At 66.6% G+C, this 25,775-nt stretch carries 22 protein-coding genes; 4 read left to right on the top strand and 18 right to left on the bottom strand.

Annotation, left to right across the window (positions count from 1 at the left end; genetic code table 11):
• Window position 1: 1 nt before the first annotated feature.
• Window positions 2-2,200: a dihydrolipoyl dehydrogenase family protein gene (locus AC6H0R_RS02325; protein WP_497579723.1), complete on the bottom strand. Its 2,199-nt coding sequence runs from the start codon at window positions 2,198-2,200 to the stop codon at window positions 2-4.
• A gap of 10 nt (window positions 2,201-2,210) precedes the next feature.
• On the bottom strand, window positions 2,211-3,161 hold the full coding sequence (gene arsS / locus AC6H0R_RS02320; RefSeq protein WP_497579722.1) for an arsenosugar biosynthesis radical SAM (seleno)protein ArsS: 951 nt from the start codon (window positions 3,159-3,161) through the stop codon (window positions 2,211-2,213).
• 150 nt (window positions 3,162-3,311) lie between these two features.
• Between arsS and AC6H0R_RS02315 the strand changes: the two genes are divergently transcribed.
• From AC6H0R_RS02315 to AC6H0R_RS02300, 4 genes are all read left to right on the top strand, one after another.
• Window positions 3,312-4,031 (top strand): DUF3047 domain-containing protein, encoded by a 720-nt coding sequence (locus AC6H0R_RS02315; protein ID WP_497579721.1) that lies wholly within the window; start codon window positions 3,312-3,314, stop codon window positions 4,029-4,031.
• A gap of 65 nt (window positions 4,032-4,096) precedes the next feature.
• Window positions 4,097-5,479 carry a hypothetical protein gene (locus AC6H0R_RS02310; RefSeq protein WP_497579720.1) on the top strand — a complete coding sequence of 461 codons (1,383 nt, stop codon included), beginning with the start codon at window positions 4,097-4,099 and terminating at the stop codon, window positions 5,477-5,479.
• Window positions 5,476-6,366 (top strand): hypothetical protein, encoded by an 891-nt coding sequence (locus AC6H0R_RS02305; RefSeq protein WP_497579719.1) that lies wholly within the window; start codon window positions 5,476-5,478, stop codon window positions 6,364-6,366. The genes AC6H0R_RS02310 and AC6H0R_RS02305 overlap by 4 nt, the downstream gene beginning before the upstream one ends.
• Before the next feature lie 71 nt (window positions 6,367-6,437).
• Window positions 6,438-6,860, top strand: a complete 423-nt coding sequence (locus AC6H0R_RS02300; protein WP_497579718.1) for a VOC family protein — start codon at window positions 6,438-6,440, stop codon at window positions 6,858-6,860.
• A 33-nt stretch (window positions 6,861-6,893) separates the two neighbouring features.
• On the opposite strand, the gene AC6H0R_RS02295 is transcribed toward AC6H0R_RS02300, so the two are convergent.
• From AC6H0R_RS02295 to tkt, 16 genes are all read right to left on the bottom strand, one after another.
• Complete coding sequence (locus AC6H0R_RS02295; protein WP_497579717.1) at window positions 6,894-7,295, bottom strand: hypothetical protein; 402 nt, start codon at window positions 7,293-7,295, stop codon at window positions 6,894-6,896.
• Between the two features lie 32 nt (window positions 7,296-7,327).
• On the bottom strand, window positions 7,328-10,447 hold the full coding sequence (locus tag AC6H0R_RS02290; RefSeq protein WP_497579716.1) for an efflux RND transporter permease subunit: 3,120 nt from the start codon (window positions 10,445-10,447) through the stop codon (window positions 7,328-7,330).
• A 13-nt stretch (window positions 10,448-10,460) separates the two neighbouring features.
• The gene (locus tag AC6H0R_RS02285; RefSeq protein WP_497579715.1) at window positions 10,461-11,573 is read right to left on the bottom strand and encodes an efflux RND transporter periplasmic adaptor subunit; all 1,113 of its coding nucleotides are present in this window, start codon (window positions 11,571-11,573) and stop codon (window positions 10,461-10,463) included.
• On the bottom strand, window positions 11,570-12,112 hold the full coding sequence (locus tag AC6H0R_RS02280; protein WP_497579714.1) for a hypothetical protein: 543 nt from the start codon (window positions 12,110-12,112) through the stop codon (window positions 11,570-11,572). The genes AC6H0R_RS02285 and AC6H0R_RS02280 overlap by 4 nt, the downstream gene beginning before the upstream one ends.
• Before the next feature lie 23 nt (window positions 12,113-12,135).
• Window positions 12,136-13,419, bottom strand: coding sequence for a TolC family protein (locus AC6H0R_RS02275; RefSeq protein WP_497579713.1), 1,284 nt, complete (start codon window positions 13,417-13,419; stop codon window positions 12,136-12,138).
• A gap of 116 nt (window positions 13,420-13,535) precedes the next feature.
• Window positions 13,536-13,847: a hypothetical protein gene (locus AC6H0R_RS02270; protein WP_497579868.1), complete on the bottom strand. Its 312-nt coding sequence runs from the start codon at window positions 13,845-13,847 to the stop codon at window positions 13,536-13,538.
• 104 nt (window positions 13,848-13,951) lie between these two features.
• Window positions 13,952-14,134, bottom strand: coding sequence for a zf-HC2 domain-containing protein (locus tag AC6H0R_RS02265; RefSeq protein ID WP_497579712.1), 183 nt, complete (start codon window positions 14,132-14,134; stop codon window positions 13,952-13,954).
• On the bottom strand, window positions 14,128-14,736 hold the full coding sequence (locus AC6H0R_RS02260; RefSeq protein ID WP_497579711.1) for a sigma-70 family RNA polymerase sigma factor: 609 nt from the start codon (window positions 14,734-14,736) through the stop codon (window positions 14,128-14,130). Before AC6H0R_RS02260 ends, AC6H0R_RS02265 begins: the two co-directional genes overlap by 7 nt.
• On the bottom strand, window positions 14,733-16,127 hold the full coding sequence (gene fumC / locus AC6H0R_RS02255; RefSeq protein WP_497579710.1) for a class II fumarate hydratase: 1,395 nt from the start codon (window positions 16,125-16,127) through the stop codon (window positions 14,733-14,735). Before fumC ends, AC6H0R_RS02260 begins: the two co-directional genes overlap by 4 nt.
• Before the next feature lie 36 nt (window positions 16,128-16,163).
• A complete protein-coding gene (locus AC6H0R_RS02250; protein WP_497579709.1) occupies window positions 16,164-17,447 on the bottom strand; it encodes a diguanylate cyclase in 1,284 nt (427 codons plus the stop codon).
• 45 nt (window positions 17,448-17,492) lie between these two features.
• Window positions 17,493-19,766, bottom strand: coding sequence for a mechanosensitive ion channel domain-containing protein (locus AC6H0R_RS02245; RefSeq protein WP_497579708.1), 2,274 nt, complete (start codon window positions 19,764-19,766; stop codon window positions 17,493-17,495).
• A gap of 33 nt (window positions 19,767-19,799) precedes the next feature.
• Entirely contained in the window at window positions 19,800-20,216 is a 417-nt protein-coding gene (locus tag AC6H0R_RS02240; RefSeq protein ID WP_497579707.1) for a gamma-glutamylcyclotransferase family protein, read from the bottom strand.
• Window positions 20,217-20,229: 13 nt separating this feature from the next.
• The gene (fba, locus tag AC6H0R_RS02235; protein ID WP_497579706.1) at window positions 20,230-21,294 is read right to left on the bottom strand and encodes a class II fructose-bisphosphate aldolase; all 1,065 of its coding nucleotides are present in this window, start codon (window positions 21,292-21,294) and stop codon (window positions 20,230-20,232) included.
• 104 nt (window positions 21,295-21,398) lie between these two features.
• Window positions 21,399-22,583 carry a phosphoglycerate kinase gene (locus AC6H0R_RS02230; protein ID WP_497579705.1) on the bottom strand — a complete coding sequence of 395 codons (1,185 nt, stop codon included), beginning with the start codon at window positions 22,581-22,583 and terminating at the stop codon, window positions 21,399-21,401.
• Window positions 22,584-22,644: 61 nt separating this feature from the next.
• Window positions 22,645-23,661, bottom strand: a complete 1,017-nt coding sequence (gap, locus tag AC6H0R_RS02225) for a type I glyceraldehyde-3-phosphate dehydrogenase (protein ID WP_497579704.1) — start codon at window positions 23,659-23,661, stop codon at window positions 22,645-22,647.
• 58 nt (window positions 23,662-23,719) lie between these two features.
• Window positions 23,720-25,738 carry a transketolase gene (gene tkt, locus AC6H0R_RS02220; protein ID WP_497579703.1) on the bottom strand — a complete coding sequence of 673 codons (2,019 nt, stop codon included), beginning with the start codon at window positions 25,736-25,738 and terminating at the stop codon, window positions 23,720-23,722.
• Window positions 25,739-25,775: the final 37 nt, after the last annotated feature.

The raw sequence follows: 25,775 nt of genomic DNA, 5'->3' as shown, positions 1-25,775 counted from the left end.
TTCAGGCGCCCGGTTCGATGCGCTGCTCCGCGTGCGGCGCCGCCTCTGCCGGGCCAAGACGCCAGCGGTGGTAGCGGGCCAGCCAGCCCAGCACGCGCTGCGGCGCATGCGCGCGTTTCCACTCGCCGGCCACGTACTTGTTGGCCTCGGCCATGGTCGGGTAGGCGTGGATGGTGCCGAGCACCTTGTTCAGGCCGAGGCGGTGCTTCATCGCCAGCACGTATTCCGCCAGCAGTTCGCCGGCGTGCTCACCGACGATGGTGACGCCGAGGATGCGGTCGGAGCCCGGCGCGGTGAGCACCTTGACGAAGCCGTGGTCGGCGCTGTCGGCAATCGCGCGGTCGAGATCGTCGATGCCGTAGCGCGTGACCTCGAAGGCAATGCCTTGCTCGCGCGCCTCGGCTTCGTTCAGCCCGACGCGCGCTACCTCCGGGTCGATGAAGGTCACGTGCGGCACCACCGACCAATCCACCGCAAAGCGCTTGAACTGCCCGAACAGGCCGTTGACCGCCGCATACCACGCCATGTGCGCGGCCGTGTGCGTGAACTGGTAGGGGCCCGCGACGTCGCCCACCGCGTAGATGTGGGGGTACAGGGTTTCCAGGTACTCGTTGGTGTGGATGGTGCGCGTGGCCGGAATGCCCAGCGCTTCCAGTCCGTAGCCGGATAGACGGGCCTTGCGGCCGACTGCGATGAGCAGCGCGTCGAAGGCGATACGGCGCACGCCGGCCTCGCCCTGCACCACCAGCATGCGCCGGCCGGCTTCGCGCTCGACACCCACCGCTTCGCGCCCGGTCAGCACCTCGACGCCGTCGGCTTCAAGTGAGGCACGCGCGAGCTCGGCAACATCGTCGTCCTCACGCGGCAGCAGGCGTGGCCCCTGCTGTACCTGAACCACCTGCGAGCCGAGTCGTGCGAAGGCCTGTGCCAGCTCGCAGCCGATCGGTCCGCCGCCCAGTACCACCAGCCGTTGCGGGACTTCGTCGAGCTGCGCAAAGCGTTCCCATACCGTGTCGCTGGTGACGTAACCCGAGTCCTCGATGCCGGGGATGTCCGGCACGACCGGTGAGGCGCCGGTGGCGAGCACGATGGAGCGCGCGGTCAGGCGCTGGCGCGTGCCGTCGTTGAGCTTGATTTCGACCGTCCACGGGGCGACCAGCTTCGCGTAGCCCTGCAGCACCTCCACGCCCAGCTTGGTGTAGCGCTCGACGCTGTCATGCGGCTCGATGGCGCGGATTTTGTCGTGTACGCGCGCCATTACCGCCCGGAAGCTGAATTTCGGCGCTGCTGCTTCCAGCCCGTAGCGCTCGCCCTGACGCATGTGATGCGCGGCCTTGGCGCTGCGGATCAGGGCCTTGCTGGGTATGCAGCCGGTGTTCAGACAGTCGCCGCCCATGCGGTGCGCCTCGATCAGCGTCACCTTGGCCTTCACGGCGGCGGCGATGTAGGCCGATACCAGCCCACCGGCGCCGGCGCCGATCACGATCAGGTTGCGGTCGAAACGAGCCGGGCGCTGCCACTTTGCGTACACCCGCTTGCGGCGAATCCGCTCGATCACGAAGCGCGCGATCAGCGGAAACACGCCGAGCAGCGCGAACGAAGCCAGCAGACCGGGCGAGACGATGTCACTCAAGCGTTCGATCTGCCCGATCTGCGTGCCGGCATTCACGTACACCGCCGTGCCGGCCAGCATGCCGAGCTGGCTGACCCAGTAAAAGGTACGTGCCTTGAGCGGCGTCAGGCCCATCAGCAGGTTGATCAGGAAGAACGGAAACACCGGCACCAGCCGCAGCGTGAACAGGTAGAAAGCGCCGTCGCGTTCCACGCCGCGGTTGATCGCGCCGAGCCGGTCGCCGAAGCGGTTCTGCACTGCGTCGCGCAGCAGGAAGCGCGACACCAGAAAGGCCAGCGTTGCGCCGATGCTGGATGCGAAGGACACCAGCAGCGTGCCGGTAACGAGCCCGAACAAGGTGCCGGCGGCGATGGTCATGATGGCCGCACCCGGCAGCGACAGGGCCGCCATCACCACGTAGGCCGCGAAATAGGCGCCCAGCACCTGCCATGGGTGGGCCGCGTACAGCTCGGCGAAGCCGGCCTGACCTTGCTTGAGGGCTTCCAGTGTGAGGTGGCGGTCCAGATCGAGCGCGAAGAAGGCGATGACGACGACCAGAATCACGCCGACAAGGGCGAGTTTTTTCATGTTTGCGCGCTCACAATGCGCCGCCGCAGCTCGACCCCTGCCCGGCGGTACAGCCGTAGCAGTGGTCGGCGACGCGGATCGGTCGGGCTTCGAGGTCGGCGTGCAGCAGGTCGCGCAGATGCGGCCGGCCGGTGCCGGGCAGGGCCAGCCCCAGTTGCTGGTTGAAGTCGCAGTCGTAGAGGTAGCCCTGCCAGTCCACGCTGACCAGATCGCGACACATCACGCCGTCCAGGTTCGCGGCGAGGTAGTTGTCCTTGAGCAGCTGCATGTAGTCATTGAACTGACCTTTCGAAATCAGCGTGCTGCCGAAGCGCTGGATCGGCATGTTGGTGATGGCGTAGAGCGTGTCGAACTCGATGCCGAAGTGCTCGCGCAGCGCGTGCTTGTAGTCGGCTTCCAGCGCTCGCTGATCCGGCGGCAGGCTGGGGCCTTGCGGGTTGTAGACGAGGTTCAGCACGTGCTCGCCGTCGCGTCCGTAGCCCAGCGCGTTGAGGCGTTGCAGACCGGCGATGCTGCGGTCGAATACGCCGTCGCCGCGCTGCTTGTCGACGTTGGCGGCGGAGTAACAGGGCAAGGAAGCGGTGACTTCGACCTGATGCTCGGCCAGGAAATCGGCCAGATCCTCATGCCCCGGTTCGGACAGGATGGTCAGGTTGCAACGGTCGATCACCCGCACGCCAAGACGGCGCGCAGCCACCACCAGATCACGGAAACCTTCGTTCAGCTCCGGCGCGCCGCCGGTCAGATCCAGCGTGGTCAGGCCACGCGCCGCCAGCACCTGCGGAATCAGCGCAAGTGTGGCCGCATCCATCATCTCGGTGCGTTTCGGGCCAGCGTTTACATGACAGTGCACACAGGTCTGGTTGCACTTGTAGCCGAGGTTCACCTGCAGCGTGGTCAGCGTGCGCCGGCGAATCGCCGGAAAGCCGGTGGCCTGGAGCAGGGGGAGGGTGGCGTGCATGCGGGACTCCGTGAGTGGTCTGTTGCGGCTTGGTCGTGCGGATGCGTGCCATCCTTACACATCGCGCCGGGAATGGTTGATGCACCGTGAGAGTCTGTAAGGGCCGCGACGTTCGAGCGACCAACACATGTTCCCCGACGGAGTTGCTTCATGACTGCACTTGCTGCCCGCGTTCTCCCTGTCTTGCTGCTGGGGCTGTTGAGTGCTCCGGCCTTCGCGGCCGGCATTACGCCGTTTTCGTCAGCGCCGCCCGGCGTAGCGCCGCCTGCGCCGTGGATGCATCAGGCCTTGCCCAAGGTCGAGCGCAGCAACGATTTCGCGCTGGTCGAGGAGGGCGGTGTGAGCGTGCTGCGCATCGAGTCCGACGCCGCGGCCTCGACCTGGCTGCACGCGTTTTCCGCGCCGGTTGAGGCCACGCAGCTGACCTGGCGCTGGAAGGTGTCGAATGCCGTGGCCGGTTCCGACTTCACGCGCAAGGCTGGCGACGACTACGCTGCGCGGGTGTACGTGCTGTTCGACTACCCGGTGGAGAAGCTCGGATTCGGCGACCGCTTCAAGATTTCGTTGGCGCGCACCCTGCACGACGTCGAACTGCCAGCTGCCGCGATTGCCTATGTCTGGGGCACGGCACAACAGCCAGATGAGGCCGGCCCCAACCCCTACACCGACCGCGTGCGCATGATCGTCGTCGACAGTGGCGATGAGCGCGCCGGACAGTGGCAGAGTGTCGAACGCGACCTCGCCGCCGATTTCCAGCGCCTGTTCGGCGAACCGGCTCCGCGCGTTTCCGGCATCGTGGTCGGCGCCGACACCGACAACACCGGCGGGCGCGTCACGGCCTGGTTCGGCGATCTGTCGTTGCGGCCGTGATGCTGTAAGGACTCGCCCGTGCCGGCGACCAAGGCGCAACATTCATTGCAAACGGAGAAACGGACATGGCCGGTGTGGACATCACGCTGTTGAGTGCAGGGCTGCTGGTGTTGGCAGTGATCAGCGTGCTGATCTCGCCGCGCGTCACGGCGGCCGACGGCTTCTACCGCGGCGCAAGCGCGACCGGCGCTGCGCCGGACGTATGGACGCTGACGCTGTCGCAAGTCACGACCTGGATCTTCGCTCGCTCGCTGCTCAACGCGGCGATTCTCGGCTACTTCTTCGGCATCGCCGGGGTGCTGGCCTATGCCGCCTACTACGGCTCCTTCCTGACCGGCTGGCTGATCATCGACCGGCTGCGCTTCCGCCACGGCGTCGGCAACATGCAGTCCTTCCTGGTTGCGCGCTACGGCCGGCTCGGCAACGCCTGCTTCAACTTCCTGCTGGCGATGCGCCTGCTCACCGAGGTCTTCGCCAACCTGCTGGTGGTCGGCATCGTTTTCGGTGTGGCCGGTTCGTCGGCCTACACCTGGTCCATCCTCGCCGTGGCCGGTGTGACGCTGGTGTATTCGATGCTCGGCGGCCTGCGTGCCTCGCTGCGCACCGACGTGCTGCAGATGGTCATTCTCGCCGTGCTGCTGGTGCTGCTGTTCGCGATGATGCTGTTGCACCCGGCTTTTGACGCTGCGGCCGCGCTGGCCAGCAGCCCCGACTTCACCGCGCCCGGCTGGGTCTTGCTGGTGGTGGCGCTGCTGCAGGTGCTGAGCTACCCGATGCACGACCCGGTCATGATGGACCGCGGTTTCATCGCCGACCGCGACACCACACGGCGCAGCTTTCTGCATGCCTTCTGGATCTCGGTGCTGTGCATCCTGGCCTTCGGCGCGCTGGGCGTGTTTGCCGGTCTGAACCGCGTCGGCGACGAGGTGTTGCTGGTCACGCTGGCGCGCCTGATGGGTGACACGGCCATGCTGGTGCTGGCGGCTGCGCTGGTGATCTCCGCTGCCTCGACCATGGATTCGACCTTCTCCAGTGCGGCCAAACTGGCGGTGGTCGACATGGGGCTGGGCGGCGGGCGCACCAATGCCGGCCGCGTGGCCATGCTGCTGTTCGCGCTGGGTGGCCTGGCGCTGGTGTTTGTCGGCAGCAACGACCTGTTCGCGGCGGTGGCGGTCAGCGGCACGGCCTCGCTGTTCCTGACGCCGGTGATCGTGTATTCGATCCTGCTCGACCGCGAGGTCAAGCCGTGGGCCTTTCAGCTCACGTTTGTCGCGGCGATTGCGGGTGCCATCGTGTACTTCCTCGAAAACTCAAAGCGCATCACGCTGATCGGTGATCTCAGCGGGGTCACCCACAGCTATTCCAAACTGCTGGTGGTGACGGTGGTGATTCTGTCGATCGGCTTCATCGCCTTTGCTCTGGCCAGCCGTCGGCGGGCGAACGTGTGAGCGAGGCCGGGCGGGTCTGCCCGCTGCACTACCGCTACGGCGCCGAGGCGCTGGCGGTTGCGCCCGAGCAGGTGGCTGACACGCTGTATGTGGTTGGCGGCCTGTACGGCAACCCGTTCGCGCTGGACGCCGTCGAAGCGCTGGCGGCGGCCGAGCCCGGGCCGGTGCGCATCGTCTTCAACGGCGATTTCAACTGGTTCAACGTCGATGACGCCGACTTTGTGGCGATCAACCGTCGTGTGTTGGCACACGCCGCCATTCTCGGAAACGTCGAGGCCGAGCTGGGTGAAGCGGGCAGCGAGGCCGGCTGCGGCTGTGCCTATCCGGACGTGGTCGATGCAGCGACCGTTGAGCGATCCAACCGTATTCATGCGCGGCTCAAAACCACCGCCGCACGCCACCCCGAAATCCTTGCGGCGCTGGCCTGCCTGCCCATGTTTGCGCGCTGGCGCGTGGGCGATCTTGCGGTCGCGGTCGTGCACGGGGATGCCGATTCGCTCGCCGGTTGGCGTTTCGACCCAGCCGAGCTGGACGATCCGGCCTGCCGGGACTGGATCGAGGGCTGCTTCGAGCGTGCCCGCATCGAACTGTTCGCCAGCAGTCATACCTGTGCGGCCGGGCTGCGCTGCTTCGACGGCGGCGTGGTCATCAACAACGGCGCGGCCGGCATGGGCAATGCGCCGGGTGATGCGCGCGGGTGCCTCACGCGTATTTCGCTGCGACCGGCACCGCATGCCGTGTCGGCGGGGATCTTGCGCAAGGGCGTGCATGTCGATGCGCTGCCGCTGGCCTTTGACGAAGCCGCCTGGCGGCGGCGCTTTCTCGCCAACTGGCCGGCCGGCTCGGACGCGCATCGTTCCTACTGGGAGCGCATCGCGGCTAGGTGATGCTACGGACTGCCGGCGCTGGTGGGGCTTCCTATACTGCGGGACGTCACAGCCCCCGCAAGGACTTCCGCATGAGCCAGCTTGCCCCTTTCCATCTTGCTTTCCCAGTCACCGATCTTTCCGCGGCGCGCGCCTTCTACGGCGGCGTGATGGGCTGCCCCGAAGGGCGCAGCAGCGAGGAGTGGATCGACTTCGACTTCTTCGGTCATCAGATCGTGGCGCATCTGTCCCCGGCATCCGGCGAGGAGCACCACAACCCGGTCGACGGCCACGACGTGCCGGTGCCGCATTTCGGCATCGTGCTTGATTGGGACGACTTCGAGCGCCTGGCCGAGCGTGTGCGTGCGGCCGGCGTGAAGTTTGAGATCGAGCCCTATCTGCGCTTTGCCGGAAAGCCCGGCGAGCAGAAAACCATGTTCTTCAAGGACCCGAGCGGCAACGCGCTGGAGTTCAAGGCCTTCCGCAATCGCGATACCCAGCTCTTCGCCAAGTAATCCGGGCCGCCCGGTCGGGCGGCCCGGTGCGCATCAGGGCAGCGTGAAGCGCACGGCGCTGGTCTTGCCGCCAAAGGTCACCCGTGCGACCACCCGAGCGCCCGCAGGCAGTTGCGCCGTGCCGGCGAAATGGTTGCCGGCCGGTTTCAGGTCGATGTCCTGCTTGCCGTCCTTCGATACCACGGTCAGCTTCGCGCTGCCGCCGTCGGTGTTCACGGCTTCACCGTGGTCGCGCACGTAGAGGCGCAGACCGCCCTGCGAGACCAGTTCGAAATCAAAGTCGTTGGCTTCGCTGACGACGCCACCGTGCTTTGGAGCGTGGTCGTGGGCATGCTCTTCGGCATGGCTGTGGCCGTGGCCGTCGTCTTTTCCGGCCATCGCTGTCGGGGCGGCGACGAGCAGGCCGGCGAGCAGGATCAGGGTGGTTTTCTTCATGTCGGAACTCCTTGGGTTGGAAAGTGGGCGGGTCAGAAGGCTTCCTGCTCGTTCTGGTTCATCAGGCGCTCGGTGTCGCGCCGGCCGAACAGCCAGAACAGGGCAGGGGTGAGGAAGGTGTCGAGCAGGGTCGAGCTGATCAGGCCGGAGAAGATCACCACAGCCACCGGATGCAGGATCTCGGTGCCGGGGCGTTCGGCCTCGAACAGCAGCGGCGCGAGCGCGAAGGCGGTGACCAGTGCGGTCATCAGTACCGGGCTGAGGCGTTCGAGCGAGCCGCGCAGGATCATTGCGTGGTCGAAGTTCTCGCCTTCGGAGCGCATCAGGTTGATGTAATGGCTGACCTTGAGGATGCCGTTGCGTACCGAGATGCCGGCCAGCGTGATGAAGCCGATCAGCGCCGCGATGGACAGCGGCTGCCCCGACAGCCACAGGCCGATCACCGCGCCGACCAGCGCCAGCGGAATGTTGGCCATGATCAGCGCAGCCAGGCGGTAGGAGCGATAGCGGGAAAACAGCACCACGAACATCAGCGCGGCCGACACCAGCGCCAGCAGGCCGACCAGCCTTGCGGCCTGCTCCTGCGCCTCGAACTGGCCCCCCAGCGTGATGAAGTAGCCCTCAGGTAGCGGATGTTCGGCCACGCGCGTACGGATGTCCTCGACCACTTCGGATAGCGCGCGCTCCTGCACGTTGGCCGACAGCACGATACGGCGGCGGCCGTCGTCGCGGCTGATCTGGTTCGGGCCGTCACCGTCTTCGATGGTGGCCAGACGCGACAGCGGCACAAAGCCGTTGGGTGTGTCGACCAGCATCGTCGCCAGGCCTTCAACGGTGCGCGCGGTGTCGGGCAGGCGCACGACCAGATCGAAACGGCGTGAGCCCTCGACGATCTGCGCGAGCTCTTCGCCTTCGACCATGGCCTGCAGCATGGACAGCACACGTGAGGCGGGTACGCCGTAACTGGCCGCGGCGGCGTAGTCCAGACGCACCTTGATCTGTGGCGCCAGCACCTGCTTTTCGACTTCCAGATCGGCCAGTCCGGGAATGTCGGCCAGGCGCCCACGCAGTGCGTCGGCCTGACTACGCAGCACGTCCAGATCCTCGCCGAAGATCTTGATCGCGATCTGCGAACGCACGCCCGAGAGCATGTGGTCGATGCGGTGCGAGATCGGCTGGCCGATGGCTACCGCTGCCGGCAAGTTGGCCAGCCGGGCACGCAGGTCGGCGCGGATCTCGTCCATGCTGCGGGTGAGCTCGCCCGCCGGGATCAGGCCGATGTCGAGTTCGCTCACGTGCACGCCTTCTGCGTGTTCGTCGAGTTCCGCCCGCCCGCTGCGTCGGCCCACATGCGTGACCTCGGGTACGTCGCGCACCAGGCGTTCGGCTTCGCTCGCCAGCGCCGACGATTCGGCCAGCGTCACGCCCGGATTGAGGCGCAGGCCGACGAGCAGCGTGCCCTCGTTGAAAGGCGGCAGAAAGGTGGTCGGAAAGGTCGGCACGGCCGCTGCCGCCAGCAGTACCGCCACAGCACCGGCGGCGACGGCCGGGCGGGGTCGGTCGAGTACGCGTGCCAACGCCTTGGCGTAGCCGCGCTTGATCCAGGCCAGTAGCCGGGTGTCGCCGTGTTCGAGCGACTTCATGCCCGGCAGCAGGTAGAAGGCCAGCACCGGCGTGAGCGTGACCGAAACGATCAGCGAGGCCAGCGTGGATACGATGAAGGCGATGCCCAGCGGCACGAACAGCCGACCCTCGATGCCCGGCAGCGCAAACAGCGGCAGGAACACCAGCACGATGATCATCGTGGCGTAGACGATGCCCGAGCGGACTTCCAGCGACGCACTGCGCACGATCGACAACAGCGGCAGGCGAATCCCCGGATGCGCCGCCCGCGCGGTCTTGAGGCGGCGGATGATGTTCTCGACATCGACCACCGCGTCATCCACCAGCCCGCCGATGGCAATCGCCAGACCGCCCAGCGTCATGGTGTTGATGGACATGCCGAAATAGTCGAAGACCAGCACCGTGAGCAGGATCGAGATCGGGATCGCGGTGAGCGCGATCAGCGTCGGACGCAGGGTGCCGAGGAACAGCGCGAGGATCGCGGCGACGAAGGCCGAGGCGGCGATGAGCTTGCCGGTCAGCGTGTCGATCGAAGCCTCGATGAAGCTCGCCTGGCGGAAGGTGACGCGCGGTTCGGCCATGCCCTCGGGCAGAGAGGCCTTCATCTCGTCGAGTGCCGTCTCGATGGCGCGGGTCACGGCGATGGTGTCGGCCGTGGGCTGCTTCTGCACGCCCAGGATGACCGCCGGCTGCCCTTCGAAACCGGCGTCACCGCGTTTGACCTTGGGCGCGAAACTGACATCGGCGATCTGCTTGAGCAGCACCGGCTGACCTGCGCGTGCGGTCAGCGCCAGCATGCGCAGGTCTTCGAGTCGCGAGGTGCGCCCGAGGTGGCGGATCAGGTATTCGCGCCCGTTCAGTTCCAGGAATCCGCCCGAGGTGTTGGCCGCAAAGCCCTCCAGCGCGCCCGCCAGGTCCTCGTGCGTGATGCCCAGATCGCGCATGCGGGCGGTGTCGGGCTGGACCTGGAACTGACGCACTTCGCCGCCGATCGGGATGACCTGAGCGACGCCCGGAACGGACATCAGCCGCAGCCGCAACACCCAGTCAGCGTATTCGCGCACGTCCATCGGCGAGATCTTCGCCGGATCGATGGGGATCGCGATCTGCATGATCTCGCCCATGATCGAGCTGACCGGCCCCATGTGCGCGACGATGCCCGGCGGCAGCGCCTGCTCCATCGCCCCGAGACGTTCCGACACCATCTGGCGCGCGCGGTAAATGTCGGTGCTCCAGTCGAAAGTGACGTAGATGAACGACAGGCCGGAGCTGGACACCGAGCGCACCGATTCGACGCCGGGCAGGCCGTTCATGGCCGTCTCCAGCGGGAAGGTGATGAGCTGTTCGACCTCTTCGGAGGCCATGCCGCCGGCTTCGGTCATCAGCGTTACCGTCGGCTTGTTCAGATCCGGGAAGACGTCCACCGGCGTCTGCGACAGCGTCAGTGCGCCCCATGCCATCGCCGCCAGACTCGCGACGATGACCACCAGCCGGTTGGCGAGACTGGCATCGAGTAACCACTTGAACATGTGCCGTCCCTCCTCAGCGGATCTGGTTCAGGAGCGTGGCGGCGCGCGTGACGACGCGGTCTCCGTCGCTCAGACCCGAGGTGACGGCGACATTCGCACCATCGAGCGGTTCGACCACGACCACACGCGGTTCGAAGCGCTCGGGCGTGCTCTTGATCCACACGATGGTCTGGTTCGACGGGCTCTTCATCAGGGACGCAGCCGGCACGCGAAAGCCCTCGACGGCCTCGGCCAGCTGTATCTGCACGCGCACCGTCTGGCCTAGCGAGAGGCCGTCCAGCCCTTCGCCGTCGGCAGCGAAGCGGATCGGCAGCGCCTGCTCGCGCAGTGCGCTGGCCGTGCCGACATGGCGCAAGGGCACGGCGCGTTCGCCGATGGCGAGACTGCCGCCGGCGATGCGCGTGATGCGTTCGGGCTCATACGCCAGCGCCTCGATGCGCAGGCGCGTCGGATCGACGATCTCGAACAGCGTTTCGCGCGCCTCGACCACCTGTCCGGAAACCGCGCGCGCCTCGGCAATCACGCCGTCTACCGGCGCCACCAGTGGCTCGCGACCCTGCAAGCCTTCGCTCGTGGCGCGGATGCGTGCGTCCAGGCTGGCCAGTGCGGTGGCCGCTTCGTCGATGTCCTTGCGCGGGACGCTGTCGGCCAGTTCGCGCAGGCGCGCAAGGCGGCGCTGCGCGTTGCTGCGTTCGGCGCGCAGTTCGGCCAGTTGCGCCTGTTGGCCGGCGCGTTCGATGGCGCCGGCGGCCGGCACCACCCAGGCCAGCACCTGGCCGCGTTGTACGGCGTGGCCGAGTTCCGGCAGCCCCTCGGGGCCGGCCTCGATGCGGCCGCCCTGCATGGGCTGCACCAGACCACCAGCATTCGGGTCCATCACGACCCGGCCGCTCAGCTCAAGCGTACGCGGCAGTGCTGCGCGCTCGATCACTTGTGTGCGCACGTCGATCTGGCGCTGTGCCGGCTTGGGCAGGAATACGCTGCCGTCGGGCAGACGGCGCGGCGCATCGCCCGCCACGGCGATGCCGCCTTCGTCGCCATGGTCGTGACCGGGGCCAGCCCAGGTGGGGGCTGCGGCCGCGATCATTACGGCCAGCAGGCAAATCTTCAGTGGTCGGGTCGTCATGCCTGCGCCTCCCGTGTTTTGCCACGACGCAGCACAACGATGAGCAGCGCCAGCACGGCCACGCCAGCGATACTCCATGGCAGCCACGCGCTTGCGTGGGCGTGTTCTTCTGCGGCCGCCTCGTCCGCGTGATGCACGTCCAGCGTGCCGGCCAGCACGTCGGCCGCATCGGCGGTAATCACGGTCGCGACCACGGCGTATTCGCCTTCTTCCGGTTCGGCCGGCAGGTGAACGCTGAACGTGCCGGGCCCGGTGGCCTCCACGGGCAGCGTCTCGGTACCCAGTTCAAACTCCAGTTCGGCGCCTTCGACCGGCGCATTGCTGTCGGTGTGGTCGAGATACAGCGTCAGGACATCGCCCTCGAGCACGCCGACCAGCTCGAACAGGTCGCCGGTCGCGGCAAAGCGAGGGTGGGCCGGGCCGCTGGCCTGTGCCGGGGATTCTTCGCCGTGATCGTGGCCGGGGCCGGCCAGGGTCGCAGGCGCGTGCAGGCACAACGCGAGCGCAAGCGCCGCGAGTGATGGCAGATAGCGTTGCATGGGGTTTCCTCGTATGCGGCGGTTCATTGCGGCAGCAGGCCGAGGGCCTGGCGCAAGGTGGAAATGGCTTCAGCCTCATTGATGCGCGCGAGCACCAGCGCCCGGCGCGCTTCGGAGGTCTCGAGTTCGACCAGCAGGCGATCGGGCAGGGCGGTCTCACCCAGCCGGAAGGATTTGCCGATGGCCTGTTGCGTTGAGTCGGCCAGCGTGAAGCGGGTTTCTGCAGCCTGGCGACTGGCCTGGGCGGCGTGCAGGTCTGCGCGTGCCGCCAGCAGCGCCGCGTCAAGGCGGTCGCGCTCCAGCCGGGCAAGTTCTTCCTGCTCGATGGCGTCGGCCATTGCCATGCCGGCCTCCGAGCGGTGCTGCGCACCGGCGCCGAACGGAATGCGTATGCCGACGGTGAGTGTCTGCTCGAAGCGCTCGCCGGTCTGGCCCCGTTCGCGAGTCACGCCCAGCGTCAGCTCCGGGTTGGCGCGTGAGCGCTTGCTGGCCAGCGCTGCGGCGTTGCGTGCCGCGGCACTTTCGTCGAGCAGCGCTGCCAGCACGGGGTGAGATTCGTCGATGCCTGCGGCGCCGTCCGGTTGCGGTTCGGCCCGAACGCGCGTGGCGTCCGGGGTGACCACCTTGTGGCCCGTCAGGGTCTGCAGGGTCAGGCGTGCGCGCGTCTCCGCGGCCTGCGCGGCGGCCTGCTCGCTTTGCGCATCGGCAACCAGACCTTCGGCCCGGTTGGCATCGGTACGGGCAAGCTGCCCTGCGCGCACCCGGCGTGCCACGTCTTCATCCAGCGCACGGGCTGCGGTGAGCCGGGTGCCCGCCAGTTCGAGTTCGGCCGCTGCGCGGTACAAGGCCCACCAGGCCTCACGCAGCGTTGCGGCGGTCTCCAGCTGTGTCAGGCGCGCGCGGCTGCCGACGGCGCCGATCCGGGCGTCGGCGCTGCGCTGCACCAGTGCGCGCTCTCCCGGAAGCCACAGCGGGAAGGCCAGCCCGGCCTCGTATTCGCGGGCTCCGTCGTTGCGGTTCAGGCGATCGGTACGCAGCGCGATCTCGGCCGACGGCGGTTCGGCAAACCAGCGCCCGGCCGCTTCGCGGCCGGCTTCGGCTGCGCTTGTGCGGGTGCCCAGCGACAGGGCTTCGGGGCGACGCTGCCAGGCCGCGTTGAACAACGGGGCCAGACCTTCGGTTTGCGTTTCGCTGGTCTGAAAGTGAGTGGTGCTCGTGTCCTGCGCGATGGCGTGCGTGGGTACCAGCGCGACGATCAGGGCGCACAGCAATGGCGGCACGGGCCGCAGTCGGTCAATGGGGTACATCCGATTCTCCGTACGTGAGTCATGGGGAATCGGCGAAGCTTGCGGACGTTCGTTTGCCGTCGGCCGGGTAGCGGCGCGGGCGATCTACGAGGAGGGAAGCGTCTCAGGCCTCGCCGTCAGGCGGCAAGGCCGGCCCATTTGGGCCTTTCGATACGAGCGTAGGGTGTTTGCCCGACAGCCTGATGTGGCGCGGCCGAAGGCAAGAGGGTGGTGGGTGTTGCGATGGGGGCGAGGGTGATTGCGGCCAGTGTCTTGACGTGCAGCTTGCACGTGGCGCAATCGGAGTGAGCTTTGGAACTGGGCGATTGCGGCTCTTCGTGGTCACTGCTCACGTGAGTGTGAGCGTGGTGCCCGAAGTGCCAGGGTGTTGCCCCCTGCTCGTGTTCGCAATACGTGCCGACGGCCGCCCAGGCACTTTGGAAGGGCATCAGCAGCAGCAGAAGGATTGCGATCCAGCGAGACATGCAGCAGATAGTAGCAACCGTTCATCTGCCCCGACAACCGCGATGGTGGAGGGGTTTCGGCCGGGGGCTCACTCGGTATCGCCCTCGCGCACGGCTTTGGTGGCCCGACGGATGAAGGCGATCTGCTTGCGGTAGTTTCTGCAGCCCGTGCACACCAGCGTGTGCATGCGCAATTCCAGCCGCTCGCGGGTGCTCAGCTCACGTTCGTGTTGTTCGGACATCAGGCGGGTGGTTTCGCGGCAGTTCAGCATTTCGGGGCGTCTTCGTCGAACCAGTTGTGTTCCATGCAGCCGCGTAGCCGGGTGCGGGCGCGGTGCAGGATGACCCAGCAGTTGTTGGTGGAGATGTTCAGCTCGGTGCAGATCTCGGGAGTGTCGAGGTCGAGCAGTTCGCGCATCATGAAGACGCGCGAGAGGTTCTCTGGCAATCGATGCACGCAGGCATCGAAGACATCCCAGAACTGCTTCTGCTCCAGCGCAGCTTCCGGCTCGGGCCATTCCGAAGGGCGGTCTTCGTCGGTCCAGTGCGCGTCGCTCCACGGGGTCTTCTTGCCGAAGATGGCGTCGAGGTTGGCATCGGCCTCGTTCTCGTCCGCGACGAACTCGCTCATCGGGCGCTCGCGGCTGCTCTTGCGGATGTGGTCGATGATCTTGTGACGCAGGATGGAGAACATCCAGGTTTTCAGTGAGGAGCGGCCGTCGAAACCTTCGATGGCCTGAATCGCCGCGAGCAGGGCTTCCTGCACCATGTCTTCGGCCGCGCCCGCGTCGCGCAGGCTGATGCGCGCGAAGCGCAGCATGGCGGCACGCAGCGTGACGATCTCGGGGCCGTTCCAGTCGATGGTAGCGCTCATTCGGGGGCGGTCATCTTCAGTGCGTCGACCCAGCGGTCGAAATCTTCGGCGGATACATGGCCCAGCGCCAGCGCGGCCTCGCGCAGGCTGGTGCCGTCCTTGTGCGCTTTCTTTGCGATCTCGGCCGCGTGATCGTAGCCGATGTGACGATTCAGTGCGGTGACCAGCATCAGGTTGCGCTCCAGCAGTTCGGTAATGCGTTGGCGGTCCGGCTCGATGCCTTGCGCGCAATGCGCATCGAAACTGCGTGCGGCGTCGCCCAGCAGTTGCAGGCTCTCGATCACGCCGTGGGCCATCACCGGCTTGTAAACGTTGAGCTGGAAATTGCCCTGCGTGCCGGCGAAGGCCACCGTGGAGTCGTTGCCGAAGACGCGCACACACACCATGGTCAGAGCCTCGGCCTGGGTCGGATTGACCTTGCCGGGCATGATCGAGCTGCCCGGTTCGTTCTCCGGAATGATGAGTTCGCCGATGCCGGTGCGCGGTCCGCTGGCGAGCCAGCGCACGTCGTTGGCCATCTTGAACAGCGCGCCGGCCAGCGTGCGCAAGGCGGCGCTGACATTGACCAGCGCATCGTGTGCGGCCAGCTGTGCAAAGCGGTTGTCGGCCGAGCGGAAGGCGTGACCGGTGAGCGTGGCCAGTTCGGCAGCGCAGGCCGCGCCGAAGCGCGGATGGGCGTTGAGGCCGGTGCCCACGGCCGTGCCGCCGATGGCCAGGTCGAGCAGGCCTTGTTCGGCATGGCGCAGGTTGGCGAGCGCCGCGTCGATCTGCGCCACCCAGGCGTTGATCTCCTGGCCCAGCGTGACCGGCGTGGCGTCCATCAGGTGCGTGCGGCCGGTCTTTACGACATCGTCAAAGGCCTGCGCCTTGGTCGCCAGGGTGTCGCGCAGCGCCTGGGCTGACGGGTACAGGCGGGCGTGCAACTGCAGCACGATGGCGACATGCATGGCAGTCGGGAAGGTGTCGTTCGACGACTGGCCGCGATTGACGTGGTCGTTCGGGTGCACCGGGCGTTTGCCGCCGCGCGGCTGGCCGGCCAGTTCGTTGGCGCGGTTGGCGATCACCTCGTTGGCGTTCATGTTGCTCTGCGTGCCGCTGCCGGTCTGGAACACCACCAGCGGGAAGTGTTCGTCGAGGCGGCCGTCGGCGACTTCGCGGGCGGCGGCCTCTATGAGTCGCGCCAGTTCGTTGTCGAGCTCGCCGAGTTCGGCGTTGGCGCGCGCAGCGGCCAGCTTGAGCAGGCCGAAGGCACGCACGATGGCGCGCGGCATGCGGTGGCGTTCGCGGCCGATCTCGAAGTGGGCGAGCGAGCGCTGCGTCTGGGCGCCCCAGTAGCGGTCGGCGGGCACGGCTACTTCGCCCATGGAATCGGTTTCGATGCGTGTGTTCATGCTGTCGGCCGTGGTGAAGGGATGGGCGGGAAAGCTTCAGTCAATGCTGACGATGACCCGGTTGCGGCCGCTGCGCTTGGCTTCGTAGAGCGCGGCGTCGGCGGCCTTGAACAGGCTCTCGAAGGTGGCGCCGGTGGCCTCACCGGTGGTCGAGATCATGCCGATGCTCACGGTCACCGCCACGCCGGCAGGGTGCGAGTCCTCGATGCGCTGGCGCAGGCGCTCGGCAAAGCCGCAGGCGGTGTCGGCCGACATGTTGAGCATCAACATCACGAACTCTTCGCCGCCGGTGCGGGCGATCACGTCGCCCTGGCGGCAGCAGCTGCGGATCACGGCGGCGGTTTCGGCCAGCACGACGTCGCCGGTTTCGTGACCGTGCTCGTCATTGACCTGCTTGAAGTGGTCGATGTCGAGCGTCAGCAGGGTCAGCGGGATGCCGTGTCGCTCGGCTTCACTGATGCGGCGCACGGCAACTTCGGTGAGGTAGTGACGGTTGTAGACGCCGGTGAGCTGGTCGGTCATGGCCAGACGGCGCAGGTGGTCGCGCTGGCCGGCGGTCTGGTCGAGCAGGTGCTTGATGTGAACGATGTTCTGCACGCGTACCGCCAGCTCCTCTTCGAGCATGGGTTTGGACAGAAAGTCGTTGGCGCCTTCGCGCAGCAGTTCGATGCGCCGCGCCGAGTCTTCCAGCCCGGACATGGCGAGAATCGGCACGTCAGAGTTGGCAGAGTTGCCGTGGCGGATTTCGCGTACCAGGCCCAGTCCGGTCATGTTGCCTTCGAGCAGCACGTCGATCAGCGCGACCTCGTATTCGCGCTCTTCGAGGGCGACCAGCGCGGCTTCACCGTTGGCGAAGGTGTCGACCATGAGCCCCTGCTCTTCGAGCACGCGCTTGATGAAGTTGGCCACCGGCACGCTGTCCTCGACCAGCAGCGCGCGGCCGCACAGTTTGACGATTGCCGATTCGCGCCGCATGCGCTTTTCGACGTACTGCGCGAGCAGGTCGAGATGGACCTTGCTGAAGACTTCGGTAATGCCGGCAGCCAGACTGTCGGACATCACGCCCGGATCGTCGGAGGAGGTCAGCAGCACGACCGGCGTGTTGCGGGTGGCCGGCTCATTGCGCACTTCGCGCGCCAGATGCAGCGCCGTGCCATCGGTCAGATGGCGCTCGGTGCAGACCAGGTCAGGCTGCATGCCGAGCGCGAGTCGCGCATCGGCAATGGATTCGGCGAAGTGCAGTGGTTCAGGCAAAAAGCCCAGATGCCGTTCCAGCAGATGGCGAAAGAAGCTTGAACCGGTTACCGCGAGTACCTTCATGTGCAAGCTGCCTGATGCGATCGTTTGAGGTGGGGCCCGGCCGGCTTATTCCTCCTTGCCGGGCGTGACGTCGATGAGTCGCAGGTTGGCGGCGGGTGCCTTGCCCTGTTTATCCTCGCCAAAATACACCGTCATGTGCGGGAATGGAATCTCGATGCCCGCCGCGTCGAAGTGACGCTTGACCAGACGGTTGTAGGCGCGCCCTGTGGGCGCCTGTGTGCCGGGTTGGGTCTTGATGCGCACGCGGATGTTGACCGAGCTGTCGGCCAGTGCGGTGACGCCGTGCACTTCAAGTTCACCCATGATGTTGTGGCTGTGATCCGGGTCGGCGCGCAGTTCCTCGAAGGCTGCCTTGAGGTGTTCGACGACCTCGTCGGTGTCCTCGCGGTAGCCTACGCCGTACTCGCCGACGTGATAGCCGAATTCGCGGTTGAAGTTCGACACCATGTCGACCGACGAGAACGGGATCAGGTGATACACGCCGGCCAAGTCGCGGATGCCGAGCGAGCGGATGGTGAGCTTCTCGACGCCACCGGTGACGCCGCCGGCGGTGACCACATCGCCAACGTCAATGGCGTGTTCGAGCTGGATGAACAGGCCCGTGATGACGTCCTGCACCAGTTTCTGCGAGCCGAAGCCGATGGCCAGGCCGAGTACGCCGGCACCGGCAATCAGCGGACCAATGTTCACGCCCAGTTCGGCCAGCACCACCATGGTGGTCAGCACCACCAGTGCAATCGCCACGACGTTGCGGAAGATCGTCAGCAAGGTTTTGGCGCGTGCAGTCGGCGCGCTGCCGACCTCGGGGTTGAGGCGGTATTCGATCCAGCTGGCCGACAGCAGCCACGCCAGCAAGGCCAGCCCGATGATGAAGAACACGGTGACCAGCCGGCCGATGGCCGCCATGCCGGCGTCCGATGCGGCCCACACCCCCAGGTCGAAACTCGTCCATGCATCGATGATGACCGCCAGTACGACGGCCAGGATCACGAAGCGCGCGACCTTGAGCATGCCCGGAATGTAGGCGTTGAGCCGATCTTCGAGCAGCGGGAAGCGCGCGCGCGTGTCGTCCGGAAGGTGGATGCGACGCAGGATCACGCTCGTCAGGAGACGGGCCATGATGACGCCGGCGAGCATCGCCAGCGCGCTTTGCAGCGTGGCCGCAAACATGAAGCCGAGCGCCTGCTCGGGATAGAACAGCGCCACGATCAGCAGGGCGCCCAGATAGCCCAGCGCCGCTGCGTGCCATACCCGCGCCAGCATGTTGAGTGCCACGCGCGCAAAGCCGGTCTGCATGCGTTCGCCCAGCGACTCAAGCGCCGCACGGGTGCGGGCGCGGTTCTGCAGCACGATGACGGCGGCCTTGAGGAATGCCAGCAGCACGATCAGCAGGGTCAGGACACGCCCGACTTCGGGCGCAATCAGCTGCGCTGCCGCCGGCGCGATCAGCAGCAAGCCGTAGCCTGCGAACAGGCTCATGCGCGAGGCCCAGGCTAGCCAGTAGGCGGTTTCCTCTCCGGAACCGACGGCGCGCAGGCCGGCAAAGCGTGTCGACAGCAGGGTGGCGAGTGTGGCGCGCACGGCCTCGACGATGACGAAGGCGTTCAGGAACAAGGCGTCGACTACGCGCAGGCTGCCGTCGGCGCCGACGCCGGGCATCACCAGGGCGAGACCATAGCCGGCAAGCCAGGCGGCCAGCACGGCTGCGAGCTGCAATGCGATGGCGCCGCTCACCGCTACCATGCGGCGCAGTACGGTGGTGTCGCCGCCTGCTTGCGTCCAGGTTTCGAGGCGGTGGCAGGGAGCTTCGGCGATGCGCCGGAACACCTGATGCAGGATCAGCACTGCAAACGCGAACAGCGCAAACAGACCGGCATCGCGCGCCAGCATCGAAGTGTCGCTCAGGCCCAGCAGTTCGCGAGCCATGCTAAGCGCTGCGACTGCGGCGCTCGCCTCGGTCATCGTGCGTTCGGCCACCGCGCGTGTCGTTGCGGCGATGCGCTGTGGCAATGACGGAGCGGCGGGTGCGCTGACGGCGGGCGCGGCCGTACTTTCCGCGGCACTGCGTCGCAACTGCTCGATCAGCGCATTGCGGGAGGCTTCGTTCTCGAGCAGTTCGGCCAGCTGTTCAGCGCTGGCAGGCGCCGGCGTCTGGGCTTCCGAAGGGGCTGCGGCAGCCGGGCCGGCAAGCAGCAACATGAAGAGGGCAAGGGCAGCGATCAGGCCTGACCAGGGACGGAAAAAGTACAAGGGGCGCTCCTTCGGGAAGTCGTCCGGATGCCGCACGCCGGTGGGCGTGGGGAGGGCCGATTCTAACATGTGGCCGACATGCCCCATTTCGGGGCGAGGGCTTCAGTCGGCCCGGAAACCCGCGTAGCGCGCGCGAAAGCGGCCATGTCCGGCAGCCAGGAAAGTGTCGAAATCCCAGGCATGCGCTTGCAGCAGATGTTCGAACGCGGGCTTGAAAACGTAGGTCCAGGCGGTCTGCGTGCGCCCGTCCTCGAGGGTGACGAGGACTTCTTCGCGCGTGTATTGCTCGCCTTCGAACGCGTCGAGGCGGGCCAGCTGTTGCGGCTGGACGTTGAGGTAAAGCAGGCCGGACACCGTGTGACCGGCGTTGCGCCGGATGCCGGGGTAGTCCTCCCCGGCCACGGCGTGGCGGCTGAAGTCGCTCAGTCGGGCGGCGCTGGCGGCAGGCAGCGTACCGCAGGCCGCCTGCATGATGTCGGCACACATCAGCGTGCCATAGGTGAAGACGTGCGCCGACATCGATCCCGGCCGATTACTTGACCAGTTGCGTGAGCTCACCGGCCTTGTAGCGGGCCGCCATCTTGTCCAGCGCGACCGGCTTGATGCGGCTGGCCATGCCGGCGCTGCCGAAGGCTTCGAAGCGCGCCTTGACCACGAACTTGGCCGCCTCGCGGGCGGGCTTGTTGAACTCGCGCGGGTCGAACTTGGAGGGGTTCTCGAACAGGAACTTGCGCACCGCGGCGGTCATGGCCAGACGGATGTCGGTGTCGATGTTGATCTTGCGCACGCCGAATTTGATGGCGGTCTGGATTTCCTCGACCGGCACACCGTAGGTCTCTTTCATGTCACCGCCGTACTGGCGGATGATTTCGAGCAGTTCCTGCGGCACGCTGGAGCTGCCGTGCATGACCAGGTGCGTGTTGGGGATGCGCGCGTGGATCTGCTTGATGCGCTCGATCGACAGGATGTCGCCGGTGGGCTTACGCGTGAACTTGTAGGCGCCGTGGCTGGTACCGATGGCAATCGCCAGCGCGTCACAATCGGTCTGCTTGACGAAGTCGGCGGCCTGCTCGGGATCGGTCAGCAGCGCGCTGTGGTCGAGCTTGCCCTCGGCGCCGATGCCGTCTTCCTCGCCGGCCATGCCGGTTTCGAGCGAGCCAAGGCAGCCCAGTTCGGCCTCCACGGTGACGCCGATGGAGTGGGAGAGCTTGACCACTTCACGCGACACGGCGACGTTGTAGTCGTAGTCCGACGGGGTCTTGCCGTCTTCGAGCAGCGAGCCGTCCATCATCACGCTGCTGAAACCGGAGCGGATCGCCGCCATGCATACGGCCGGGCTCTGGCCGTGATCCTGGTGCATGACGACGGGGATGTTGGGATAAGACTCGACGGCGGCGTCGATCAGATGGCGCAGAAAGGCTTCGCCGGCGTACTTACGCGCGCCGGCCGAGGCCTGCATGATCACCGGGCTGTCGCATTCGGCCGCGGCTTCCATGATGGCCTGGACCTGTTCCAGGTTGTTGACGTTGAAGGCGGGCAGGCCGTAGCCATGCTCGGCGGCATGGTCCAAGAGCTGTCGCATCGAAACGAGTGCCATGGTGCTTCTCCGTTGGGCGGCGCGTCAGGCGCGCACGCATGATCTGTCAGGGAATTCTAGTATCGCGGTCGTGGCCTGAGCCAGCCACCGCACAGCTTGTTGCATTACGGCTGATAGCGTTCTTCCAGCGCGGCGATGGCCGGCAGGGTCTTGCCTTCGAGGAACTCCAGGAAGGCGCCGCCGCCGGTCGAGATGTAGCCGATGTCCTTGGAGATGCCGAACTTGGCAATCGCCGCCAGCGTGTCGCCACCGCCGGCAATCGTGAAGGCCTCGGAATGCGCAATGGCCGAGGCCATCATCTTGGTGCCGCCGGCGAACTGGTCGTACTCGAACACGCCGACCGGGCCGTTCCACACGATGGTGCCGGCGTGCGCAATGATGTCGGTCAGGCGGGCCGAACTCTTCGGGCCGACGTCGAGGATGCGGTCATGCGGGCCGACGTCGCACACCGGAATGCGGTTGGCGCGCGCCAGCATGGATACCTCGTCGGCCACCACCACGTCCACCGGCAGCGGCACTTCGGCGCCGCGGGCCTTCATCATGTCCATGATGGTCTGTGCTTCCTTGACCAGCTCAGGTTCGGCCAGCGATTCGCCGATGCGCTTGCCCGAAGCCAGCAGGAAGGTGTTGGCGATGCCGCCGCCGACGATGAGCTGGTCTACCTTGCCGGCCAGTTTTTTCAGGATGGTCAGCTTGGTCGACACCTTGGCGCCACCGACGATGGCCACCATCGGACGCTTGGGGTTGTCAGTGGCGCGGGTCAGTGCCTCGATCTCGGCGCCCATCAGCAGGCCGGCGCAGGCCACCGGCGCGAAGCGTGCGATGCCGTGGGTGGTGGCTTCTGCACGGTGGGCGGTGCCGAAGGCGTCATTCACGTAGACCTCGCACAGCGCGGCCATCTTCTTGGCCAGCGTGGTGTCGTCCTTCTTCTCGCCGACGTTGCAGCGGCAGTTCTCGAGCAGCACGACTTCGCCCGGCTTGACCTCGAACCCGCCGTCGATCCAGTCGGTGATGAGCTTGACCGGACGGCCGAGCAGCTGGCCAAGACGTACTGCAACCGGCATCAGCGTGTCTTCGGCGCGCACTTCGCCTTCGCTCGGGCGGCCCAGGTGCGAGGTGACCATGACCGCCGCACCGGCATCGAGGCAGTGCTGGATGGAAGGGATGGATGCGCGGATGCGCGTGTCCTCGACGATATTGCCGGCCTCGTCCTGCGGCACGTTGAGGTCCGAGCGGATGAACACGCGCTTGCCGGAGAGATCGATGTCGTTGAGCTGGTTGACCTTCATGTGCGGGAGTCCGTGTGCTGGATGAAAGCGCGCCCGCTCACGGCGGGCGCGTGGGGGCTGCTTACTTGGCCTGTGCGACCACGCGCGCGGCGTCGAGCATGCGGCAGGAGTAACCCCACTCGTTGTCGTACCAGGCCAGAACCTTGACCAGGTTGCCGCCCATCACGCGGGTCTGCGTGGTGTCGAACACCGACGAGTGGGTGTCGTGGTTAAAGTCCGACGACACCAGGGCATCCTCGTTGCAGGCCAGCACGCCCTTGAGCGCACCGCGCGAGGCCTGCCTCATCAAGTCGTTGATCTCTTCGGTCGAAGTGTCGCGGCTGGCGGTGAAGGTGAGGTCGACCAGTGACACGTTCATGGTCGGCACGCGCAGCGAGAAACCATCGAACTTGCCCTTCAGCGAGGGCAATACCAGCCCGACTGCCTTGGCCGCGCCGGTCTTGGTCGGGATGATGTTGTGCGCGGCCGCACGGGCGCGGCGCAGGTCCTTGTGGCGCACGTCCACCAACACCTGGTCGTTGGTGAAGGAGTGGATAGTGGTCATCAGGCCTTTTTCGATGCCGATGTTGTCCTGCAGCACCTTGGCGACCGGTGCCAGGCAGTTGGTGGTGCACGAGGCATTCGACACCACGGTCATGGCGGCCGTAACCACCTCGTGGTTCACGCCGTAGACGATGGTGGCGTCGACGTCGTCGCCGCCCGGCGCCGAAATCAGCACCTTCTTTGCGCCCTGTTCAAGCAGCACCTGGGCCTTGGCCTTGCTGGTGTAGGCGCCGGTGCATTCGAGCAGCACGTCCACGCCCAGCGCGCCCCAGTTCACGCCCTTCGGATCCTTGGTCGAGAAGAAGGGGATGCGGTCGCCGTCGACGATCAGCACGTTGTCGCCCTCGGTCTCGACGGAGAAGCCGAAGCGGCCGTGGGTGGTGTCGTACTTGGTCAGGTGCGCGTTGGTGGCGATGTCGCCCGAGGCGTTGATGGCGACGATCTCGAACTCATGACGCAGACCGAGTTCGTACAGCGCGCGCAGGGTGCAGCGACCGATGCGGCCATAGCCATTGATCGCGATCTTGATGCTCATGCGGTTACTCCATGTGGGTTGGTGCCCGGGCCGGCTTGTGGCCGGCCCGGTCGTGCAATCAGGCGATGCGGGCTTTTACCGCGTCGACCACGGCATCCGCGGTGATGCCGAAATACTTGAACAGGTCGCCGGCCGGGGCGGATTCGCCGAAGCGGTCCAGTCCGATCACTGCGCCTTCGAGGCCGACATACTTGCGCCAGCCGTCGGTTACACCGGCCTCGACGGCCACGCGCGGCAGGCCGGCCGGCAGCACGGCGGTCTGCCACGCGCTGTCCTGACGATCGAAGACATTGGTCGAGGGCATGGAGACCACGCGCACCGAGATGCCGTCCTCGGCCAGTTTCTTCTGCGCATCCATGGCCAGGCCGACTTCCGAGCCGGTGGCGATGATGACGGCCTTGGGTGCGCCGTCAGCGGCTTCCGACAGCACGTAGCCGCCGCGACGGATGTCGGCAATCTGCTGTGCGCTGCGCGTCTGGAAGGGCAGGTTCTGGCGCGAGAACAGCAGGCAGCTCGGGCCGTCGGCACGCTCGATGGCGTGCGCCCAGGCTACGGCGGATTCGGTGGTGTCGCACGGACGCCAGACATCCATGTGCGGAATCAGGCGCAGCGTGGCGGTCTGTTCGACCGGCTGGTGGGTCGGGCCGTCTTCACCCAGGCCGATGGAGTCGTGCGTGAACACGAAGATCTGGCGCAGCTTCATCAGCGAGGCCATGCGCAGCGCGTTGCGTGCGTATTCGCTGAACATCAGGAAGGTGGCGGTGTAGGGGATCAGGCCGCCGTGCAGGCTGATGCCGTTGGCCATCGCGGCCATGCCGAACTCGCGCACGCCGTAGTAGATGTAGTTGCCGCCGGTGTCCTTGCTGACGCCCTTGGCGCCGGACCACAGCGTGAGGTTGGAGCCGGCCAGGTCGGCCGAGCCGCCGATCAGCTCGGGCAGCTTCGGCGCGAAGGCTTCGATGGCGTTCTGGCTGGCCTTGCGCGTGGCAATGGTCTCGGCCTTGTCGGTCACCTGTTGCAGCACGGCTTCGACGTGGGCGTTCCAGTCCGCCGGCAGCTCGCCCGCCATGCGGCGCTCGAACTCGGTGGCCAGCTCGGGGTGGGCGGCGCGGTAGGCCTCGAACTGCGAATCCCACTGGGCTTCGCGGGCGCTGCCTGCGGCACGCGCATCCCATGCGGCGTAGACCTCGGCCGGGATCTCGAACGGCGGATGGTTCCAGCCGATGTGTTCGCGGGCGGCGGCAATTTCGGCGTCGCCGAGCGGGGCGCCATGCACATCGTGCCCGCCCTGCTTGTTCGGGGCGCCGGCGCCGATGATGGTCTTGCAGCAGATCAGTGTGGGTTGCGTGGTATTGGCCAGCGCGGCGCGCATGGCGGCATCGACGGAGTCGCCGTCGTGGCCCTGCACGTCACGGATGACTTGCCAGCCGTAGGCTTCGAAGCGCTTGGGCGTGTCGTCGGTGAACCAGCCCTCGACGTCACCGTCGATGGAGATGGCGTTGTCGTCGTAGAAGGCCACCAGCTTGCCCAGGCCCAGCGTGCCGGCCAGCGAGCAGGCTTCGTGCGAGATGCCTTCCATCAGACAGCCATCGCCGAGGAAGACGAAGGTGCGATGGTCGACCACGTCATGGCCGGGGCGGTTGAACTCGGCCGCCAGCACCTTTTCCGCAATAGCCATGCCGACTGCGTTGGTGACGCCCTGGCCGAGCGGGCCGGTGGTGGTCTCGACGCCCGGCGCGTAGCCGTATTCGGGGTGGCCCGGCGTCTTGCTGTGGAGCTGGCGGAAGTTCTTCAGCTCTTCGATCGGCAGGTCGTAGCCGGTCAGGTGCAGCAGCGCGTACAGCAGCATCGAACCGTGACCGTTGGACAGTACGAAGCGGTCACGATCAGCCCACTTGGGGTTGGCCGGGTTGTGGCGCAGGTGGCGGCGCCACACGACTTCGGCGATCTCGGCCATGCCCATCGGTGCGCCGGGGTGGCCGGACTTCGCCTTCTGCACCGCATCCATCGCGAGCGCACGCACCGCGCCGGTCACAGGGTTGAAGGAGGGCGGGGTGACATTGCGGGTCTGGGTCATGGCGCTGGGGGCAGGGCTCTGAAGGAAAAGGCGAAAT

It is taken from the genome of Pseudazoarcus sp. NS36 (assembly GCF_059703705.1).
The sequence above is the reverse complement of the archived record's forward strand: the minus strand, read 5'-3'. Positions and strand labels throughout refer to the sequence as shown.